17 protein-coding genes are annotated in these 17,342 nt (G+C 30.1%); 14 read left to right on the forward strand and 3 right to left on the reverse strand.

The window, feature by feature from the left end:
- Positions 1 to 102 precede the first annotated feature (102 nt).
- From rsgA to CDLVIII_RS08945, 3 genes are read left to right on the forward strand one after another with little or no spacing between them, the layout of a single operon-like run.
- Entirely contained in the window at positions 103 to 975 is an 873-nt protein-coding gene (rsgA, locus tag CDLVIII_RS08935; RefSeq protein WP_009169124.1) for a ribosome small subunit-dependent GTPase A, read from the forward strand.
- Positions 969 to 1,613 carry a ribulose-phosphate 3-epimerase gene (gene rpe / locus CDLVIII_RS08940; RefSeq protein WP_009169125.1) on the forward strand — a complete coding sequence of 215 codons (645 nt, stop codon included), beginning with the start codon at positions 969 to 971 and terminating at the stop codon, positions 1,611 to 1,613. The genes rsgA and rpe overlap by 7 nt, the downstream gene beginning before the upstream one ends.
- A 4-nt stretch (positions 1,614 to 1,617) precedes the next feature.
- Positions 1,618 to 2,253 (forward strand): thiamine diphosphokinase, encoded by a 636-nt coding sequence (locus CDLVIII_RS08945; protein WP_009169126.1) that lies wholly within the window; start codon positions 1,618 to 1,620, stop codon positions 2,251 to 2,253.
- A gap of 475 nt (positions 2,254 to 2,728) precedes the next feature.
- On the opposite strand, the gene rpmB is transcribed toward CDLVIII_RS08945, so the two are convergent.
- On the reverse strand, positions 2,729 to 2,920 hold the full coding sequence (rpmB, locus tag CDLVIII_RS08950; protein ID WP_002579588.1) for a 50S ribosomal protein L28: 192 nt from the start codon (positions 2,918 to 2,920) through the stop codon (positions 2,729 to 2,731).
- 373 nt (positions 2,921 to 3,293) lie between these two features.
- Here rpmB and CDLVIII_RS08955 point away from each other — a divergent pair, with 373 nt between their 5' ends.
- The 6 genes from CDLVIII_RS08955 to CDLVIII_RS08980 all read left to right on the forward strand — a co-directional run bounded on the left by CDLVIII_RS08955 (position 3,294) and on the right by CDLVIII_RS08980 (position 9,285).
- The gene (locus CDLVIII_RS08955) at positions 3,294 to 3,644 is read left to right on the forward strand and encodes an Asp23/Gls24 family envelope stress response protein (protein WP_009169127.1); all 351 of its coding nucleotides are present in this window, start codon (positions 3,294 to 3,296) and stop codon (positions 3,642 to 3,644) included.
- A gap of 13 nt (positions 3,645 to 3,657) precedes the next feature.
- Positions 3,658 to 5,304, forward strand: coding sequence for a DAK2 domain-containing protein (locus CDLVIII_RS08960; protein WP_009169128.1), 1,647 nt, complete (start codon positions 3,658 to 3,660; stop codon positions 5,302 to 5,304).
- 226 nt (positions 5,305 to 5,530) lie between these two features.
- On the forward strand, positions 5,531 to 7,564 hold the full coding sequence (gene recG / locus CDLVIII_RS08965; RefSeq protein ID WP_009169129.1) for an ATP-dependent DNA helicase RecG: 2,034 nt from the start codon (positions 5,531 to 5,533) through the stop codon (positions 7,562 to 7,564).
- Between the two features lie 132 nt (positions 7,565 to 7,696).
- Positions 7,697 to 8,248 carry a 16S rRNA (guanine(966)-N(2))-methyltransferase RsmD gene (gene rsmD, locus CDLVIII_RS08970; RefSeq protein ID WP_009169130.1) on the forward strand — a complete coding sequence of 184 codons (552 nt, stop codon included), beginning with the start codon at positions 7,697 to 7,699 and terminating at the stop codon, positions 8,246 to 8,248.
- Between the two features lie 3 nt (positions 8,249 to 8,251).
- Positions 8,252 to 8,731: a pantetheine-phosphate adenylyltransferase gene (coaD, locus tag CDLVIII_RS08975; protein WP_009169131.1), complete on the forward strand. Its 480-nt coding sequence runs from the start codon at positions 8,252 to 8,254 to the stop codon at positions 8,729 to 8,731.
- Positions 8,732 to 8,742: 11 nt separating this feature from the next.
- Entirely contained in the window at positions 8,743 to 9,285 is a 543-nt protein-coding gene (locus CDLVIII_RS08980; protein WP_009169132.1) for an ATPase, read from the forward strand.
- Here the strand turns inward: CDLVIII_RS08980 and ylbJ are convergent.
- Complete coding sequence (gene ylbJ / locus CDLVIII_RS08985; protein ID WP_009169133.1) at positions 9,265 to 10,446, reverse strand: sporulation integral membrane protein YlbJ; 1,182 nt, start codon at positions 10,444 to 10,446, stop codon at positions 9,265 to 9,267. The genes CDLVIII_RS08980 and ylbJ overlap by 21 nt on opposite strands.
- An 84-nt stretch (positions 10,447 to 10,530) precedes the next feature.
- Positions 10,531 to 11,739, reverse strand: coding sequence for a nucleotidyltransferase (locus tag CDLVIII_RS08990; protein ID WP_009169134.1), 1,209 nt, complete (start codon positions 11,737 to 11,739; stop codon positions 10,531 to 10,533).
- A 637-nt stretch (positions 11,740 to 12,376) separates the two neighbouring features.
- On the opposite strand from CDLVIII_RS08990, the gene pta reads away from it, so the two are divergent.
- The 5 genes from pta (at position 12,377) to plsX (ending at position 17,262) form a co-directional block, all read left to right on the forward strand.
- On the forward strand, positions 12,377 to 13,378 hold the full coding sequence (gene pta, locus CDLVIII_RS08995) for a phosphate acetyltransferase (RefSeq protein WP_009169135.1): 1,002 nt from the start codon (positions 12,377 to 12,379) through the stop codon (positions 13,376 to 13,378).
- 57 nt (positions 13,379 to 13,435) lie between these two features.
- Positions 13,436 to 14,635: an acetate kinase gene (locus tag CDLVIII_RS09000; RefSeq protein ID WP_009169136.1), complete on the forward strand. Its 1,200-nt coding sequence runs from the start codon at positions 13,436 to 13,438 to the stop codon at positions 14,633 to 14,635.
- 296 nt (positions 14,636 to 14,931) lie between these two features.
- Complete coding sequence (locus CDLVIII_RS09005) at positions 14,932 to 15,438, forward strand: DUF177 domain-containing protein (RefSeq protein WP_009169137.1); 507 nt, start codon at positions 14,932 to 14,934, stop codon at positions 15,436 to 15,438.
- A 3-nt stretch (positions 15,439 to 15,441) separates the two neighbouring features.
- Positions 15,442 to 15,624, forward strand: a complete 183-nt coding sequence (gene rpmF, locus CDLVIII_RS09010) for a 50S ribosomal protein L32 (RefSeq protein WP_009169138.1) — start codon at positions 15,442 to 15,444, stop codon at positions 15,622 to 15,624.
- A 636-nt stretch (positions 15,625 to 16,260) separates the two neighbouring features.
- Positions 16,261 to 17,262, forward strand: coding sequence for a phosphate acyltransferase PlsX (plsX, locus tag CDLVIII_RS09015; RefSeq protein WP_009169139.1), 1,002 nt, complete (start codon positions 16,261 to 16,263; stop codon positions 17,260 to 17,262).
- Positions 17,263 to 17,342 lie beyond the last annotated feature (80 nt).

Raw genomic sequence — 17,342 nt, forward strand, 5'->3', positions numbered from 1 at the left:
CGTATTTATATATTAAATTTTTGATTATAGATATTAATATTTTAAAGAATTATTGAAATACAAATTTAGGTTTTTAGATTTTATAAAACATGGAGGGAAAATATGAATGGAAAGATAATAAAGGGAATAGGAGGCTTTTATTATATTAAGACAGAAGAAGGCTTAATAGAATGTAAAGCTAGGGGAAAATTTAGACATAATGCAATAAAGCCTATGGTTGGAGATGACGTTACAATAAAAATAGAGAATGGAGAAGGAGTTATTGAAAAAATACATGAGAGGAAAAGTGAACTTATAAGGCCGACAGTTGCAAATGTATCTCTTGCATTTATTGTTTTTGCAATTAAGAATCCAGATATAAATTTTGAGCTATTAAACAAGTTTTTAATTTTATGTGAGCACAACAATATTGAGGTCATAGTCTGCCTGAATAAAATAGATCTAGTATCTGAAGAGGAACGTGAGGAAATAAAGAAAAGAATAAATGATATAGGCTATGAGGTACTTTATATTAATGCTAAAAAAGGAATAGGAATAGAGCGGTTAGAAGAAAAGATTAAAGGGAATATAACAGTTTTATGTGGTCCATCTGGAGCTGGGAAGTCAACGCTTATCAATAAGCTTTCAAACAAAGAGCATATGGAAACTGGAAGTGTCAGCGAAAAGATTGGAAGAGGAAAGCATACAACAAGGCATAGTGAACTTATAGAAGTTGCAGATGGATATATCGTGGATACGCCTGGATTTTCTACATTGGAAATAAAGGAACTAATGGATAAAGATTCTTTAAAGTATTGTTTTCCTGAATTTCTTCAGTATAATGATAAGTGTAAATTCAGAGGATGCTTACACTATAAAGAGCCAAATTGTGCTATAAAAGAAGCTGTAGAACAAGGGGAAATTAATAAGTATAGATATGAATTTTACGTGAAAACTTTAGAGGAAGTAATGGAGGAGGAAAAAAACAAATGGTAAAAATAGCACCATCAATATTATCAGCAGATTTTTCGAAATTAGGAGAGGACATTGAGAAAATAGATGAGGGAGGAGCGGATTTTATCCATATAGATGTAATGGATGGATCCTTTGTGCCTAATATATCTTTTGGTTTACCAGTTATAAAATCAATAAGAAATAGAACAAATAAGATATTTGATGTGCATCTGATGATAGAGAATCCATCAAATTATATAGATGCATTCATAGAAGCCGGAGCTGATATAATAACGGTCCATCATGAAGCAGATAGACATATAGATAGAACAATTAATTATATTAAGTCTAAAGGGAAGAAAGCAGCAGTTTCTTTAAACCCAGGTACTCCAACAAGCGTGCTTAAAGATTTAATACCAAGTTTAGATATGGTTTTAATTATGTCTGTGAATCCAGGGTTTGGAGGACAAAAATTTATCCCATATTCTTTGGATAAAATTAGAGAAATAAAAGAGCTTAGTAATAAACTTAATCCATCGTTATTAATAGAGGTTGATGGAGGAATTGATAAGTCTAATGTGAAAGCTGTTATAGAAGCAGGTGCAAATGTTATTGTAGCTGGATCAGCAGTATTTAATGGTGGAGAAGTCAGCGACAATATAAAAGCCTTAAGGGGGTAATAATTTGAAGGTAGCAATTATAAGTGGAGGAGATCCACCCTCAGAAAATTTATTAAGAAAGCATCTTGAAGGAGTAGATTTCATAATAGCTGCTGACAAAGGTAGTGAATGTCTTTATAAATATAATATTGCGCCAGATTTGCTTTTAGGAGATTTTGATTCGGCTAAAAAGGAAATTTTGGATAAAATGAAACTAAAGGCTAAGGAGGTCTTAGAGTTTCCGCCTGAAAAAGATTATACGGATACCGAAATTGCAATAATGGAAGCAATTAAAAGAGGAGCTAAGAAAATATATTTATTTGGAGCAATTGGGTCTAGAGTAGATCACACACTAGGTAATATAGGTCTTCTTTTAACGACTAAGAAAAGAGGAGCAGTTTTAGAAATAATCGATGATAACAACAGGTTATATCTAGGTGAAAGTAAGATGACTTTGTATGGTGAAATTGGTGAGAATATTTCATTTCATGCACTAAGCGATAAAGTTATTAATTTTAGTATTAAGGGTGCAAAATACAATTTAGATGGTTATGATATGAGTTTGCTTGATCCAAGGGCTATATGTAATGAGTTTGTTGATACACCGATAGATATTAGCTATGATCAAGGAGAATTATTGGTTATTCATTCAGTTGATTAATAATACATATATTAACAATGAACAATTAAGGTTCAATAGGCAGAAAGAAAGCTTAGAAATCCAAATATGGAATTTGGATTTTTAGGCTTTTTTATATATTGGAGTATAATGGGATTTGATTTATAATTAGCATATTCTGAATAATATTTAATAGCAGCAGAATTTTTTAGGTGATTGAATAAAAAATATTAAAAATTAGGAACATTATCCTGTATGATTGAATATTAATATAATAACATGAATTTTAATTTAGGATTAATGTTTTAAATATTAATATTATACGAGGAGGATATTAATGAAAATAATAGCTTTTAAATTGCCTAAGTTTTTATCAAATATAATAAAGTTTTTTAGAAAGAAAAGCTAGGCTACATAGGATATGTTTGTATTTGTTTAGATATGAAAATGCTTTTAAGTTACAATAAGGCAAAATAAAAAATGCAATTGGGATAACAATTGCATTTTTTATTATGAACTATATTGCTCTTTGAACCTTTCCAGATCTAAGGCATCTTGTACATACATGAACAGTTTTTGGTGTTCCGTTAACTAAAGCTTTTACTTTCTTTATGTTAGGAGCCCAAGTTCTCTTTGATTGACGATGTGAATGGCTGTATTGTACACCTGCTACAACACCCTTATCACAAATTTCGCATCTTCTTGCCATTAGAAAACACCTCCTTATATTCCAAAGATAATCATCTTCAATAGGACAGAGTAAATTATATCATAGGAAAATGTAATAGGCAAGAGTATTTATTAATTATGAGTTATAAGTATTTATTAATTATGAGTTAATGGTAAAATCTCTACAGTGATTTCTGAAATATATTTTTGAAAAACATATAGGTTTTCTTCCGCTAACTTGTCATTTGTTACTTGTAACTGCTTGGGTTATTGCTTTAACTTATAAAAAAATATCAGTTTTAAGTTATAAGTCTATTTTGTAAATTATTTACCTATATTTGGGGAATACTTGAATAAAATATTGTTCTAATATAGAATATAAAATAAGATATAAGATTTTAGGAGGAATATGAATGGTTGGATTTTCAAACGAAAATGGCAATATAAATTATTCACAGGAAGTATTAGCTAAGATTGTAGGATTATCTACAATGGAATGCTATGGCGTAGTTGGAATGGTTTCTAGAAATGCTAGTGAAGGATTCTGGGAACTTATGGGGATAGAAAATTTAGGCAAAGGCGTAAAGATACAATTAACAGATGAAAAAAAATTACAGATAGAATTATTCATAATGGTTGAATATGGAACAAAAATATCTGTTATATCTAATAATATAATTCAAAAGGTTCGTTATAGCGTTGAAAACTATACAGGTTTAAAGGTTTCATCTATAACAGTAAATGTGCAAGCGGTTAGAGTTTAGGAGGTTAAACTAAATGGAAGATACAAAAATTAACGGCCATGATTTTTATAACATGGTTGTAAATGCTAGCAACAAATTATTAGAACAAAGTGATTTTGTAAATGCACTAAATGTATTTCCAGTTCCTGATGGAGATACCGGAACGAATATGTCTATGACATTTAAGGCAGCGGTCAAAGAAATAGAAAATATAGATACTGAATCAATAGGGGAAGTATCTAAAAGATTAGCTAAAGGTGCGTTAATGGGCGCTAGAGGTAATTCAGGGGTTATATTATCTCAAATACTAAGAGGCTTTTCAAAAGGTTTAGAAGGTAAAAAAGAAGTTAATGCTGTTGAATTTGCTATTGGTTTCTTTGAAGGATCTAAATCTGCATATAAAGCAGTTATGAGACCAACAGAAGGAACTATACTTTCTGTAATCAGAGCGGCAGCAGAAACAGCAGTAGCATCTGAGAAAAAAGATGTGATTAGCCTTATGGAAGAAATAACAGTTAGTGCTAAAGACATGCTAGATAAAACTCCAGAATTATTACCAGCACTTAAAAAAGCAAAAGTAGTTGATTCAGGTGGAATGGGACTGTATATCATACTACAAGGAATGTTTGAGGCTTTAAAGGATGGAATTAAGGCAGAAATAAAAGATATAACAGCAGGTGCATCGAATAATACATTAGCTGAGGCTACAGAAGAAATTGATATTAAGTTTGGATATTGTACTGAGTTTATAATATTAGGTGATGCAAAACACGCAAAAGCTTTTCAAGATGAAATAGAAGCTCTCGGGGATTCTATGATTGTTGTTGGATATGATGATGTTATTAAAGTTCATATACATACAAATGATCCGGGATTAGTTTTATCAAAAGCCGTAGCTATAGGAGAATTATCAAAAATTAAAATTGATAATATGAGAGAAGAGCATAGAGAAATCCTAATTAATGCTAAAGACAAAGAAATAAGTCTTTTGAAGGCTCAATCTGAAGAAGCAGATAATGAAAAGAAGAAATATGGATTTATAACAGTTGCAATGGGAGATGGAATATCAAATATATTTAAGGATCTAGGCATTGACTGTGTAATTGAAGGTGGTCAGACAATGAATCCATCTACTCAAGATATTTTAGAGGCAGTGAATGATATTAATGCTGAACATATTTTCATAATGCCTAATAATAAAAATATTATTATGGCAGCCAATCAAGCAGCAGAAATATCTGATAAGGATATATTCGTAGTACCTACAACAACTATTCCACAAGGAATAGCATGTGCTACTGTTTTTAATTTTGACTCAGAAGTTCAAGAGAATTTTAATAATTTAAAGAACGCAATTGATGAAGTTAAAACAGGTTCAGTAACTTATGCAGTTCGTGATACTGAAATAGATGGAATAAATATTAAAAAAGGAAATATGCTAGGACTTGTAGAAGGCAAGATAAAAGAAGTCGGTGAAGACAAAAAAGAGGTTGCAGGTAAAGTTCTAGATGATATGATAGATGAAGAAAGTGAACTTATTACTGTATATTATGGAGAAGAAGTAAGCGATGAAGAAGCTAAAAACTTTGAAAATGAGCTTCAGGAAAAATATGATGATTTAGATATACAGTTTTATAAAGGAAACCAACCACTTTACTATTATTTAATATCCGTAGAATAAATATAGATCTTTGGTTTGGTTAGATATAAATTTAGAAGAAGATACCGCTAGTTAAGAGTTATAAGTTATGAATTATGAGTTTCAGGAAGAAGACGTTTGATTTTTATCCTTAAACTCATAACTAATAATTCATAACTCTTAACTAGTTAGAGTGTACAATAAACTGACAATGATCAATTAAGCATGGTACAGCCACTTTTTTCATTAATAGAAAGGAGGAGAATGTTTGGATATATATAGTGATATTTCTGCTTTAAAGGGAGTAGGACCAAAAGCTTCTGAGAAATTAAATAGATGTGGAATTTTTAATATATTAGACATCTTGTTATATTTCCCAAGAGATTATGAATTTGTTGATGGCAATGCTGTATTTGAAGAGATTACAGGAGAAGATAAACAGATTCTAATATGTCAGGTAACAAGATTTAGAAGTGATATAAGGACAAAGACAGGAAAAACATTAACGACAATAGAATTTAAATATGATAATCGCACAGTAAATGCAAAGTGGTTTAATCAAAGGTATATAAGAAATTCTTTTAAGATAGGTGAAAAATATAATTTGATGGGTAAGTTCAAACGAATAGGGAATACTTTAGAAGTTGTAAATCCAACAATTGCGTGTGAAGAGGCACTATCAAGCGAAATTATACCTAAGTATCCATTAAAGGGTGATATAAGCAATAAGCTATTTGAAAAGTTAATAAATGAGATATTAGCACATGTGGAAGTAAAAGAGAACTTGCCACAGAACATATTAGATAAATATTACTTGATTTCGTTGAATGATGCTATAAGAAGCATACATTTCCCGGAAAATAAAGAGATGCTTGAAAAAGCAAAGACAAGACTTAAGTTTCAAGAATTGTTTACATATTCATTAAAGCTATTATTGCTAAAATATAAACTTAAAAAGAATAAAAATGGAATACTTTTTGAATGGGCAGAGGATCTGAGCAGTTTTAAAGAAAAGTTACCATTTCCACTTACGAATGCCCAAACTAGAGTTATAAGAGATATTTTAAGAGATCAAAAATCTAAGTCTTCTATGAATAGATTGATTCAAGGAGATGTTGGAAGTGGTAAAACAATTATAGCATTAATAGCTATCTTTAATGTAATAAAAAATGGCTATCAATGTGCACTTATGGCACCAACAGAAATACTTGCAGCTCAGCATTTTGAAGAAGCTAAGAAAGTTTATAAGGATTTTAACATAGAAATAGAACTGCTTACAGGTGGTACGTCTGCAAAGGAAAAGAAGAGAATTAAAGAAAGAATAAAGACATCTGAACCTATTTTAGTAATTGGAACTCATGCACTTTTTCAAGATGATGTGGAATTTGGAAAGCTTGGACTAATAGTAACAGATGAACAACACAGGTTTGGTGTTGAACAAAGAAGTAAGCTTATAAACAAAGGGAAAAGAGCAGATTGTTTAGTTATGACAGCTACTCCTATTCCAAGAACTTTAGCTTTATACCTTTATTCAGATCTTGATGTATCAATAATCGATGAGTTACCACCAGGCAGGAAGAAAATAGATACTAGATTTTACATGGATGATAAAAGAGACATAGCTTATGACTTAGCCTATGATGAGATTAAAAAAGGAAGACAAGTATATATAGTATGCCCGCTTATTGAAGAAGATGAAAAAGAAGAAATAAAGTCAGTGGAAACAATATATAATAATCTTACAAGTGGAATATTTGAAAATTTAAAAGTTGAAATTCTCCATGGAAAAATGAAGGGGATAGAAAAAGACGAAATAATAAAAAGATTTAAAAATAATGAAATTAATGTTTTAATCTCAACAACTGTAATTGAGGTAGGAGTAAATGTGCCTAATGCGTCTGTTATGATCATAGAAAATGCAGAAAGATTCGGTTTATCTCAGCTGCATCAGCTTAGAGGAAGAGTTGGAAGAGGAGAATACGCTTCTTATTGTATCTTAATAGCAAAGGCTAAAAGCAACATAACTAAAAAAAGAATGCAGATAATGACAGAAAGCAGTGATGGCTTTTTAATATCTGAAAAAGATTTAGAACTTAGAGGTGCAGGTGAGATGTTCGGAAAGAAACAGAGCGGTGATGAAGGCTTCATACTTGCAAATCTTTATGAAGACATAAAGATCTTAAGGTGCGCTAAATTAGAAGCAAGCAATATGTTACAAAATGAATATGAGTTGAATAAAGAAATAATAAATGAATTAAGTAAAAACTTGGAGAAGAGCAGCAAATATATTTGTTTCAATTAAATTGAAATTTTATGCATATATGTGCTAATATATAAAATATATGGCGTTGTGGCATATTCAAAGAATAACAACTCAGTGTTATATACTATTTGAATTGTTATCTTATTTCACATGCCTAAGGAGGAAGAAAGTTTGAGAATAATAGCAGGAAGAGCACGAGGACATAAATTGATACCTCCAGCTACAATGGAAACAAGACCAACACTAGACAGAGTTAAAGAAGCTATGTTTAGTACAATTCAATCATATATACCAGAAGCAGTTGTTGTAGACGTTTTTGCAGGAACTGGAAGCTTAGGTTTAGAAGCAGCCAGCAGAGGAGCTGATGAGGTTTATCTATTTGATAAGAGTTCTGATACCTTTCCGCTTTTAAAGCAAAATGTAGAAAATCTTAAGTTTCAAGATTTTTGTTTTCCAATGAATATTGATGCATATGAAGGGCTCAGAAAATTAGCAGCTAAGGGAAAAAAGTTTGATATAATATTTATTGATCCACCTTATTGTAAGGAAATGATTCCAGAGGCGATGAAAATTATAAAGGATAATGAAATGTTAAAGGAAGACGGAATAATAGTTACTAAAATAGATAGCATTGAAGAAATTTATGAAGGATATGAGAACATAAGGTTGTCTAAGAGTAAGAAATATGGAAATACGACAGTATGCTATTATAAGGAGAAATAAACAATGAGAGTTGCAGTATACCCAGGAAGTTTTGACCCAATAACTAATGGTCATCTCGATATTATAAAGAGAGGGACTAAAGTGTTCGATAAAATTATAGTAGCAGTATTAGTCAATGTTGATAAAAAATCTCTTTTTAATACAAGTGAAAGAGTTGAACTTATAAAAAAGGCTACAAAAGATATAAAAAATGTTGAAGTTAGAAGCTTTAATGGACTTTTAGTCAATTTCTTAAAAGAATGTGATACAAATATAATTCTAAAGGGCGTAAGAACAACTTTTGATTTTGAATATGAAATGCAAATGTCATATGCAAATACTGACTTAGATCCGAGTGTAGAAACTGTCTGTATGATGTCGGCTTCTAAAAATTTACATATTAGTTCATCTGGTGTTAAACAAATAGCAAAGTTTGGAGGGAATATTGAAGGACTAGTGCCAAGTGAAATTGTTTCAGATATAATATCGAAAATAAATAACTAAGGGGTGTTTTTATGGAAAAGATGGATGTAAATATTATTGAGCTGTTAGAATATTTACAAGACTTGGTTGAAAATTCACCAAAAGTGCCAATGAGCAGCAAGGTTATGGTTGATAAAAAAGAAATGATTGAAGTTATTGATCAAATAATAAATTATATGCCAGACCAATTTAAAAAGGCTGAATGGGTTATGAGTGAAAGAGACAGGATATTAAATGAGGCTAAAAAAGAATATGATTCGGTCAGAAAAGAAACTATGACAATGATGAGACAAAATATTGAAAAGCATGATATTGTAAAGGAAGCAAAACTCAGAGCGGAAGAAATTATAGCTTCAGCACAAAGAGACGCTAAAGCTATAAGATTAGGCTCAAGAGATTATTCGGATGAAATATTAAGTCAGTTAGATCATGAAATAGAAGAACAAAAAGTAAGATTAATAAAAGGTCTTCAAGAGAGCTTTGAAATAGTTGCTAAAGAAATAGATTCTAATCTAACTGGTACAGCGTCTGTTATAAAAGAAAACATAAAAGAGTTACGAAGCATGAATAAATAATTTTAGAACTTTTGTTATTAAAAATAATGAAACTGTTAATAAAATTAGTAAGCCGGTTGGAAACAACAATGTATACAAATAAAAGTGATGATTTATTCCTAAATTAGAGGTATATACGCTTGTTGGTAGTATTTTCAGTAATACATAAGTTATAATAAAACTAAAAATTCCTTGTATTACTTTAAGAAAGATATATTTACTATAACTAATTTTAGTATCATTAACAAAAGAACTTACTTGAGCTATTATAGCTAGCCCTGAAAAAGAACATAGAAAACTTATTATGCTTAACTTTAAAGGAATAGAAATTTGGAGATTAGAAATTATACTACATCCATTTGTTATTTCTATGCTTCCTAAAAGCATTGAATATAATGTTCCAGAAGATAAGTTAAGCACTTTTTCTAAATGCATAACTGTATTATATATATAAATACTATTTTTAATGAGACATATAATTACGGAAAAAATTACTATGAACCCACCAATTGATAACGTAGTATTTATTCCGTTTTGTACGGCATTTTTTAATGCAGAGCCAAAATCTATAGATTCATATTTGTGACGAGTCGAGGAGCTTAATTTTATTGAGTTCCTCTTTTTCTTTGTAATGAATCCTATAAATAACGGTGACAAGTAATTGGCAAGTAGTAAAATATAGCCTAAAGAGATATTACCAAGTAAGGTTCCAGCAACAGAACCTATTAAAAACAATGGACCTACATTAGAAGCTATATTTAAAAGTCTTTCATATTCTTCTTTGTCAATATACTCCATAGAATATAAGTCAACGCAGTACTTTGCACCTAGTGGATATCCACATAAAATACTTGTAACAATAGGAAAGGAACAATTTCTTGAAAGTCCTAACGGTTTACAGATTAAAGGACCTAAAAATTTTGAATAAAGATTTATTCCATCGTAATAGATTAATAAATTGCAAATAACTACAAAAGGAAATGTTGTTGGTAGTATCGACTTATACCACAATTTGCAGCCGTCTATAGCAGCTGAGATACATTCATTTATATTTATAGCCAGCAGAACTATTAAAATAGAAATTAAGATACAGATTATAATATTCTTTTTAATGTTAAGCAGTTTAATTAAAACGATGATTAAGCTAATGATTAAAAACCACAAAATAGCAACATATATCATGAAATCACTCCAATCAATAATATGTATATTCCTGTGGTTATGTTAAATATTACTTAAATATGAAATCCGTTTTGGGACTCAAAGTTAAGCATACCTGAAAGGGCCTTTTAAATAATCATCCATAGGGTTTAACATAGGATTTAAAATTGAATATGCCTTTGTTCCTAGTAGATCAATTTTCATATGATCACATAAATTATTTCTTGGAACTTTAACAACTATATCAATGCTTGCTTTTTTCTTGATGTCTTTTAACATCTTTTGTCCGATAGAATTAAAAGCTAGAACTCTTGCATAAGGAGCCTGAGTTTTTGATAATTCAAATAAATTAAAGTCTTCAAGATTTAAAAAAGATTGAGCGAGTATTCTGCTGATTCGGGAATAAGTATATCTCTTGCTCTTTGATTTCAATATCAGTTCGTCTAAAGAATTTGCATTTATAATCTCTGCCAATATTTTATTATCCAACCCTTCAGAAACATCAGGAAGATTAAAAAGGGATTTATTATTTGTGAGTAATTTATATTTAATGTATTTAAACATATCTTCTTCAAAAGTAAAAGGATAGCTATTACGCTGCAAATCGTATAAAATTTTATAGCTAGCCTCTGGAATAAGGGAAGCTAGTTCGGTTAAGGGTCTTTCTTTAAGATGTTCTCTAATTGACGTAGCTGAAGAGAAGGATGAATTTAAATTAATATCGTTGTAAGCAGCACCTTCTCGTTTCAAGGTCTTAGGAACTATTGAGCTGTTTAATCCTATTAAAGCCTTTATATATTCAATTCCTAAAATATTATTAGAATTAGATAATACAGCTGAAACTACGTCTGAATTCAAATAATCACTAAGTGCTTTTGATCTGCTTGAATGAAAAGGCAGCCCCATTTTTATATTGTCTTTCAAGAGATTTTTATATATTTCAGGTTCAGAGGCTAAGGTCTTAGCTATGTCTTTTAATATAGAAATATTTCCTTCTTCACTTCCAAAATATAAATAATCAACTATTCCCAATGAATTTAAAAGAGATACACTTCCAAAAGCAAAATGTTCAGCTGAAGAGATTGAATAAACTAAAGGCAATTCTAAAACTAAATCCACACCGTTTTTTATCGCCATTTCAGCTCTTTTCCATTTATCTATGATTGCTGGAATTCCCCTTTGCATAAAATTACCACTCATTACGCAAATTATACCATCTGCATTAGTATCAGCTTTAGCCTTTTGTAAATGATGCACATGCCCTTTATGGAACGGATTGTACTCAGTAATTATTCCTGTAATTATTTTAATCATTTCCTTTCTGAATTTAGTTTATAGTTAATAATATATTAGTAATTATATAGCTTAAAATTATATCCTGTTTAAAATGTACTTATAAAGATAATGATAGTATATCATAATATAAAATAGATAAATATTAATAATATAATTTGTTGTATTCTTTATTAAAATCTAGTTAAAAAATAAAAAAAGCATTGTTAAAAAATAAACTTTGCTGATTTTTTCAATATTAGACCATTGTTTTCTGAAAAATCAGATTATTGTTTTGAAAGAGAGATTTTGGAGTAAACATCTTTAAAGAGAAAAACTGGGAATATGAGAGCACATATAAGGCTTTTTGATGTGTTTATTAGTATAAATTTAAGTATGTAATGGGTAAAAGTTGAAGTTATTCATATACTAATTATTAAAAATATAAAATATATAAGGTTATTTTATAAAGAATTAAAAAGTAATTTCATATAACATTTAATTGTTAAAAAATATACTTTTCCTATATTCTTATTTTAGAATGTTGTTATCAGATAATTTAGATTATTGCAAATCTAAAGACTTCAATTTTATCTAGAATTTATGTTGAAAAATCGGCTAATATAGGAGTATAGTAATATTAGAGATAGGATAGTATGGAGAGGAGATAAGAATAATTATGGACCTTATGAAAAAAATATGGACAGCAGCACAATCTGATAAAAAGAAAATTGTTCTTCCAGAAGGAAATGAAGAAAGAAATATAGCAGCGGCACAAAAAGTAAATGAGTTAGGATTAGCATATCCGATTTTAGTAGGTAAGAAGAGCGAAATAGATAGTAAGGCTAAAGAATTAAATGTAGACTTATCAGGAATTGAAATAATAGATCCAGATGAATCAGCTAATTTAGATAAGTATATTGAAGCTTTTTATGAATTGAGAAAAAATAAAGGTATGACAATGGAAAAGGCAGACAGAATAGTTAGGGATCCTTTATATTTTGCTACAATGATGGTTAAATTAGATGATGCAGATGGAATGGTATCAGGAGCTGTTCACACTACTGGAGATTTATTAAGACCAGGATTACAAATTATAAAAACAGCACCAGGAGTATCAGTTGTATCAAGTTTCTTTATAATGCAAGTACCAGGATCAACTTATGGAGATAATGGAACTTTATTATTTGCAGACTGTGCAGTTAATCCAAATCCTAATGAAGATGAATTAGCTGCAATAGCAATAGCAACAGCGGAAACTGCTAAAAGCTTATGCAATATGGATCCTAAGGTAGCGATGTTATCATTCTCTACAATGGGAAGTGCAAGTCATGAAGTTGTTGATAAAGTTAGAAATGCAACTCAAAAAGCAAAAGAATTAAGACCTGACCTAGATATAGATGGTGAACTTCAATTAGATGCATCAATAGTAGAAAAGGTAGCAGCACAAAAGGCACCAAATAGTAAAGTAGCAGGAAAGGCTAATGTTTTAGTATTCCCAGATTTACAAGCAGGTAATATAGGGTATAAATTAGTTCAAAGATTTGCAAATGCAACAGCTATAGGACCAGTTTGCCAAGGTTTTGCAAAGCCAATTAACGATTTATCAAGAGGATGCAGCTCTGATGATATAGTAAATGTTGTTGCATTAACAGCAGTTCAAGCACAAAGTGTTAAGTAATAATTAAAAAAATAAGTAACAATATAATGATATTATTAAGGACAAAGGAGAGAGAATATGAAAGTATTAGTTATAAATTGTGGTAGTTCTTCATTAAAATATCAACTTATTGATATGAGTACTGAAGAAGCTTTAGCTCAAGGACTTGTTGAAAGAATAGGAATTAATGGATCAATATTAACTCAAAAAGTTGAAGGAAAAGATAAATATATAGTTGAAACACCATTAAAAGATCATCAAGATGCAATTGAACTAGTATTAAAGAGTTTAGTTGATGATGCTCATGGCGTAATTAAATCTATGGATGAGATCTCTGCTGTTGGACATAGAGTTGTTCATGGTGGAGAAAAATATGCAACTTCAGTTGTAATTGATGAAACTGTAATCAAAAATCTTGGAGAATTTACAAAGCTTGCACCACTTCATAATCCACCAAATATAATTGGGATCAATGCTTGTAAGGCTCTTATGCCAAAAACTCCAATGGTAGCAGTATTTGATACAGCTTTCCATCAAACTATGCCTGAAAAAGCATTTATGTACCCACTTCCATATGAATTATATAAAGATGAGCATATAAGAAGATATGGATTCCATGGAACATCTCATAAATATGTAGCTGGAGAAGTTGCAAAATGGATGAAGAAGGACATAGAAGATTTAAAGACTATTACTTGTCATTTAGGTAATGGTGTAAGTGTAACAGCAGTTGATGGTGGAAAATCTATAGATACTACAATGGGATTCACTCCTTTAGATGGTATTATAATGGGATCAAGATCAGGAAGCATAGATCCAGCAATTGTTACTTACTTAGTAAAAGAAAAAGGATATTCAATAGATGAAGTAAATGATATTTTAAATAAAAAATCAGGAGTTTTAGGAGTATCAGGACTAGGAACAGACTTTAGAGATATAAGAGCTGCTGTTGAAGAAAGAAATGATCCTAGAGCATTACTTACTATGGACATTTATGGATACCAAATTAAAAAGCAAATAGGTGCTTATGCAGCAGCAATGGCTGGCGTAGATGCTATTGTATTTACAGCTGGAATTGGTGAGCATGCTCCAGAAGTAAGAGTAAGAGCTTTAACTAACATGGAATTCTTAGGAATAAAAATAGATGTAGAGAAAAATGATAACCAAAATATTGGTGATGGTATGGAAATTTCTACACCAGACTCAAAGGTAAAAGTATTTGTAATTCCTACAAATGAAGAATTAATGATAGCTAAGGAAACTTTAGCTTTAGTTTAGAGATGAGCAAAATTCCAATTAAACGCATGTAGTTTAATCAATATTATGCTGTTCTGGCACATGGACTTTGAAATTAAGCATGCTGGAGCAGCATAATTTTTAATTCATAACTTATAAATGAGTTTGTAATAAGTCTAAATTTTATCTATATTTATAATAAATGCCTTGACTTTTTGGAACTCAATTTATATAATTAGTTGTGTTTGTTTTATAAATATATGTGCTAAGGAGTGAAAATGGAGAATATTATATAGTCTACTTTGTGTATATTATATAAATTATTGTCCTGTGATTTTATGAAAGTACAAATTTCTGATATTATTTCAGGTAAAGACAGAAGCAAAAATATTGATTACACTTTTGAGATACCTGTATTTAACTTTGAAGGAGATGCAATTAAGTCTGTAGGTCCATGTGAAGTTATTGGAGTGATTTCATCCGATAGTGATATATTAATATTAAATGCTAAAATCAAAACTAATTTAGAAATGACATGTTCCAGATGTTTAGATACCTTTATCTATCCAATAGATATTGATATAGAAGAAAGGTTTACAACTAATAGAGATAGTGAAGATGATGAAGCTATTGTTGTAATGGATGATGTTTTAGACATCACAGATATTGTTGAAAATAGTATTATTTCAACTTTGCCTATTAAAAGAGTTTGTAAGAACGACTGTAAAGGGCTTTGTCAGGAATGTGGATGCAATTTAAATCATGCTTCATGTTCATGCCAAAAAGAAAATGTAGATATACGTTTTGAAGTCTTAAAAGGTTTGTTTGATAATAAGGAGGTGTAATGAATGGGTTGTCCAGCAAGAAAATCAGGAAAAGCAAAAGTAAAAGCAAGAAGATCTCAAACTTTCAAAGCTAGTTTACCTGGCATAGTTGAATGTCCACAATGCCACGAAATGAAACTTGCTCATAGAGTATGTAAGAGTTGTGGTTATTACAAAGGTAAGGAAGTTGTAGCTTCTGAAAAATAAAAAGAAAGTCTTTATGACTTTCTTTTATTATATTTAGAAAGTAATATTTATATATATGCAGCACTATTTTTATTTATAGATAAAAAATCAAAATTATCAATTCTAATTTATAAGTATAATTTATAAGTTGAATATCTATAATGAGTAGTTCTACATATGTATAAATATGAATATTACTTAGTAATAAATAATATGGTATAAGTGATAATTTGGGATATAAATTCTAAATGAATCGCTAAAAAGTACTTTACAGAAAAGCCAGCAGTCTTTTCTATGACTAATTATGTATAACTTTTAATGGCATTAGCCGCTTTGATTACTTAAGGCACAATCAAAAAAATAACAGACCAGTATGCTTGCCTATTTTGTGTCATAAAGGAAGCTCGACTCGCATATGCTCGCTGAGTAAGTGATTCACACAAAATCATAGATTTTGGTTCTCTACTCACGTTAGCAAATTTTACTAATAGATCCGCTATGAGCAGAATTTACTTCCTTGCCTGACATAAAATCTTTGGTCTATTATTTTCTTTCATGTGCCTTATTATAAATTATAAGCTGAATTAAGAGTTTAATTTCCTTAAACTTTTAATTCATAATTCTTAACTCATAACTGAATAAAATGGGGGGATTATGATGAAAATAGCCATAGATGGTATGGGGGGAGATAATGCGCCTATAGCAGTAATAGATGGTGCAATTCAAGCTCTAAAAGAATTTGATAACATCGAATTGTATATTACTGGACCAGAAGAGACTATAAAATCAGAATTGGCTAAATATACTTATCCTAAAGATAAAATAACTGTAATCGATGCTAAAGATGTCATTTTGCCAAGTGAGCATCCAGTAATGGCATTAAGGAAGAAAAAAGACGCTAGCATAGTCAAGGCTTTAAATTTAGTTAAAGAAGGCATATGTGATGGAATAATATCTGGAGGGAGTACAGGAGCTTTTCTAGCGGGCTGTACTTTGATAATAGGGAGGATTAATGGTGTAGAAAGGCCAGCGCTTGCACCAATAATGCCTGGAAGACGTGGAAACTTTATGATAGTAGATGTTGGTGCTAATGTGGATTGTAAGCCTGGATTTTTGCTGCAATTTGCTAAGATGGGAAAAATATATTATCAAAAGGTTTTAAATGTACAAAATCCGAGTATAGGACTTATAAATATTGGAGAAGAAGAAGAAAAAGGTAATGAACTTACTAAAGCAGCCTTTAAACTCCTAAAAGAGGAAAATTCTATTAATTTTAAAGGCAATATTGAGCCAAGAGATATACCTACAGGTGACACTAATATTTTAGTAAGTGATGGTTTTGTAGGAAATACAGCTCTTAAAATGTATGAGGGATCGGCAGCAAGTGTTTTAGGCATAGTGAAAGATGAAATACTTAAATCGTCAATTATATCTAAATTAGGTGTGCTTCTATTAAAACCTGTATTAAAAAATATAATGAAAAAATTTGATTATAAAGAAGTTGGCGGTGCACCATTTTTGGGAGTAGATGGAATTTGTATAAAGGCTCATGGCAGTTCTGATGCTAAAGCTTTTAAAAATGCAATTAAGCAAACTAAGGTTTTTTATGAGAATAATGTACTAAAAGAGCTAAAAAATGAATTTTCTTTGAAAAATTAATTAAAATATATTGAAACTAATATTGACGATTTAAATAATATATAATATTATCTAAATGTAGAACTTGGGAGGTGAAACAA

Source organism: Clostridium sp. DL-VIII, from assembly GCF_000230835.1.
GTDB lineage: Bacteria > Bacillota > Clostridia > Clostridiales > Clostridiaceae > Clostridium.

Coding starts and splice junctions, on each gene's coding strand:
- rsgA (WP_009169124.1), top strand. CDS start 103: ATGAATGGAAAGATAATAAAGGGAATAGGAGGCTTTTATTATATTAAG.
- rpe (WP_009169125.1), top strand. CDS start 969: ATGGTAAAAATAGCACCATCAATATTATCAGCAGATTTTTCGAAATTA.
- rpmB (WP_002579588.1), bottom strand. CDS start 2,920: ATGGCAAGAAGATGCGAAATTTGTGATAAGGGTGTTGTAGCAGGTGTA.
- CDLVIII_RS08955 (WP_009169127.1), top strand. CDS start 3,294: ATGGTTGGATTTTCAAACGAAAATGGCAATATAAATTATTCACAGGAA.
- CDLVIII_RS08960 (WP_009169128.1), top strand. CDS start 3,658: ATGGAAGATACAAAAATTAACGGCCATGATTTTTATAACATGGTTGTA.
- coaD (WP_009169131.1), top strand. CDS start 8,252: ATGAGAGTTGCAGTATACCCAGGAAGTTTTGACCCAATAACTAATGGT.
- CDLVIII_RS08980 (WP_009169132.1), top strand. CDS start 8,743: ATGGAAAAGATGGATGTAAATATTATTGAGCTGTTAGAATATTTACAA.
- ylbJ (WP_009169133.1), bottom strand. CDS start 10,446: ATGATATATGTTGCTATTTTGTGGTTTTTAATCATTAGCTTAATCATC.
- CDLVIII_RS08990 (WP_009169134.1), bottom strand. CDS start 11,739: ATGATTAAAATAATTACAGGAATAATTACTGAGTACAATCCGTTCCAT.
- pta (WP_009169135.1), top strand. CDS start 12,377: ATGGACCTTATGAAAAAAATATGGACAGCAGCACAATCTGATAAAAAG.
- CDLVIII_RS09000 (WP_009169136.1), top strand. CDS start 13,436: ATGAAAGTATTAGTTATAAATTGTGGTAGTTCTTCATTAAAATATCAA.
- CDLVIII_RS09005 (WP_009169137.1), top strand. CDS start 14,932: ATGAAAGTACAAATTTCTGATATTATTTCAGGTAAAGACAGAAGCAAA.
- rpmF (WP_009169138.1), top strand. CDS start 15,442: ATGGGTTGTCCAGCAAGAAAATCAGGAAAAGCAAAAGTAAAAGCAAGA.
- plsX (WP_009169139.1), top strand. CDS start 16,261: ATGAAAATAGCCATAGATGGTATGGGGGGAGATAATGCGCCTATAGCA.